The 3,006-nt window shown below is 62.7% G+C and carries 1 protein-coding gene and 1 pseudogene; both read right to left on the bottom strand.

Features of this window, described 5'->3' with window-relative positions; translation table 11 throughout:
• Positions 1 to 715 precede the first annotated feature (715 nt).
• Positions 716 to 1,450, bottom strand: a complete 735-nt coding sequence (istB, locus tag ABMA46_RS21335; RefSeq protein ID WP_286723114.1) for an IS21-like element helper ATPase IstB — start codon at positions 1,448 to 1,450, stop codon at positions 716 to 718.
• A gap of 5 nt (positions 1,451 to 1,455) precedes the next feature.
• Positions 1,456 to 2,949, bottom strand: a pseudogene (gene istA / locus ABMA46_RS21330) (IS21 family transposase); the annotation flags it as partial.
• Positions 2,950 to 3,006 lie beyond the last annotated feature (57 nt).

Raw genomic sequence — 3,006 nt, 5'->3', positions numbered from 1 at the left:
AAGGTTATCACCCCCAGAACGGCCCGGATCGCTGGGCTTGCCGGGCAGCAAATCCCCGATCCGCCGCCATTGCTCAGGTGTCAGTTCGTACCGCTTGGGCTTCGACATCATGGGCCTCCAGATCAATCAACCTGGAAACCCATGAATCACATTCCTCAACAGAACTGAATCCTGAATGTCGATTGAACCTAGGCCGATCGAGCGATCATCGTTCGAGAACTTTACAATGGCATTAGCAAGAGCCCGCGCTGACCTTTCATGGCCTTTTCCAGAAAACCCGTCCGCTCCTTCAGGCTCATCTGACAAAAACCTGAAATCTATGTCGTAATCGGTATTGCTCATTGTCCCCGCGCCCCTTGTATCGAGGTGAGAGTACGCGAAAAGAACCGGGGCTTACAAGCATTGTTTCTGTTTTGTTCCGAGATTTTCCAATTGGATACTGACGAGTCTTACGACGATTGAATTCACTTGATCGGGATCTGGAGCGGCAAATGACGCCGAACGTCTGCTTTCATGCCCCATCTGCTTTCATGCCCCACTCGCCCAAAAGCGGCCGTTCCGCTTCTCGGGTCCAATGTCAATCGGCGCGCAAAGTTGACCCCGGATCGGCGTCCAATATTGACCCCCTTTTGGGGCACGACGGTAAGCGCCCGACCGGGTGGAGCTGGTCGGGGTTGCGCAGCCCGGTCGGGCGCGTTGGTTAGGCTCCCCGGCTTTAGTTTTGAGAGCGGTTCTTGAAGCGCCAGGATTCGTTGCCGGTCTCGATGATCTCGCAGTGGTGTGTGAGGCGGTCGAGCAGTGCCGTGGTCATCTTGGCGTCGCCGAAGACGGCCGGCCACTCGCCGAAGGCGAGGTTGGTGGTGACGATGATGGAGGTGCGTTCGTAGAGCCGGCTGATCAGGTGGAAGAGCAGTTGCCCGCCAGCCTGGGCGAAGGGAAGATAGCCGAGCTCGTCGAGCACGGCGAAGTCGAGCCGGGTCAAGTAATCGGCGATGCGTCCCTGCTTGCCGGCGCGATGCTCGGTCTCGAGGCGGTTGACCAGATCGACGACGTTGAAGAAGCGGCCGCGGGCGCCACTGCGGATGAGTGCGCGGGCGATCGCGATGGCCAGATGCGACTTGCCGGTTCCGGTGCCGCCGATGAGGACGGCGTTGCGCTGGTCGGCAATGAAGGCACCGGTGGCGAGGTCGCGGACCAGGGCCTCGTTGACGGGCGTGTCGGCGAAGTCGAAGTCGTCGATGTCCTTGGCCAGCGGCAGCTTGGCGACGGTGAGTTGGTATTTGATGGACCGGGCCTGCTTCTCGGCGATCTCGGCCGACAGCAGGTCGCCGACGACCCTCGGCGGCTCGTGCTGGCGCTTGATGGCGGTGGCCATGATCTCGTCGTAAGCGCCACGCATGCCGTAGAGCTTCAACGTTCCCATCAGGTCCAGAACCTGGGTGCGTTCCATCAGCTTGCCCTCCTGAGGCTGTCGTAGCGAGCGCAGTCGGCCTGCGGCTCGTGAGCCAGGCGAAGCGCATCCGGGGTGAGGATGGTGACGGCCGGCGCCGGATCGCGCCGGCGGGCCAGGATGTTGAGGATGACGGCGGACGAGCAGACGTTCTCGGCGAGCGCCTGCTGGCAGGCAGCCTCGACGGCGTCGAGACCGTCGGACAGCACCGTCGTCAGGATCGCCACCATCTGCCGGTCGCCATCGTCGGCGGCCTTCAGCCTGCGCCGCACCCGCTCCATTCCCGGCGGCAGCTCCCAGCCCTGGAACGGCGCACCATTGCGCAGCGCGCCGGGCTTGCGGGCCAGAACCGGAACGTAATGCCATGGATCGTAGATCGTCTGGTTGCGGCCGAACGAGCGGGCATGTTCGCCCACGATCGTGCCGTCCTGGCGGATGACGATGCGATCGGCATAGGCATGGATCTCGACAGGCCGGCCGACCGCGGTCGACAGCACCGAGTATTTGTTGTTGTCGAAGCGCACGGTGCAGGTCTTCGACACCGAGGCGGGAACGGTGTGGAATCCGTCGAAGGGACCGCGATACTCCACCAGCTTGGCGCGCTCCTCCTCGAACACCTCCCAGATCGTGCGCTCCGGCTGGTCGACATGGCGGTGGGCCCTGGCGTAAGCGACACACTTGTCGAGCAGCCAGGCGTTCAGCTCCTCGTAGCTCTTGAAGCGCAGCCTGGGCGTGAAGAAGCGCTCGCGCACAAGACCGACCTGGTTCTCGACCTGACCCTTCTCCCAGCCCGACGCCGGCGTGCAGGCGACAGGCTGGACCAGATAATGGCTGCACATCTGCAGGAAGCGGCGATTGTATTGCCGCTCCTTGCCGACGAAGACCGTCTCCACCGCCGTCTTCATGTTGTCGTAGATGCCGCGCGTGCAGGCGCCGCCGAAGAAGGCGAAGGCCCGGTCGTGGGCGTCGAACACCATCTCCTGCGTCTCGCGCGGATAGGCCCTGACGAACATCATGCGGCTGTGGCAGAGCCGGACATGGGCGACCTTCACGGTCACGGTGACGCCGCTGATCAGGACGATCTCGTGGCTCCAGTCGAACTGGTAGGCGTCGCCCGGGGGATAGAACAGCGGCACGTAGGCCTCGGCCATTGCCGCACCGCGAGCCTTCTCCCGGCCCTTGGCGTAGCGCCGGATCGCGTCGTAGCTGCCCTCGTAGCCCAGCGCCCGCAGTTCCTCATAGATGCGGATCAGCGTCAGCCGCTCGCGCTTCTGCTTCGCGTCGTTGCCGTCCAGCAGGGCATCGAGCTGCATCTGCCATGGGCCGATCTTCGGCTTCGGCTGGTGCTGACGCTCATACCGGAACTCGGTCGCATCGGAACGAAGCACCTTGCGGACCACCTTCCGTGATATCCGCAACTCACGGCAGATCTCCTTGATCGACTTCCCCTGAACCAGCGACAGCCGACGTATCTTCGCAATCGTCTCCACGACCAACATCCAAAACAAATGCCTCCGATCAAACCGGAGGCAGTGTGAAACACCTGCCGTTACAGG

This window comes from Mesorhizobium hunchu, from assembly GCF_040081975.1.
Classification (GTDB): Bacteria; Pseudomonadota; Alphaproteobacteria; order Rhizobiales; family Rhizobiaceae; genus Mesorhizobium; species Mesorhizobium hunchu.
Note: the sequence above shows the minus strand (reverse complement) of the source record. Positions and strands in the feature narration are given on the sequence as shown.

Bases quoted from the DNA above. Each gene is read 5' to 3' on its own strand.
- istB (WP_286723114.1), bottom strand. From the start codon at position 1,450: ATGGAACGCACCCAGGTTCTGGACCTGATGGGAACGTTGAAGCTCTAC.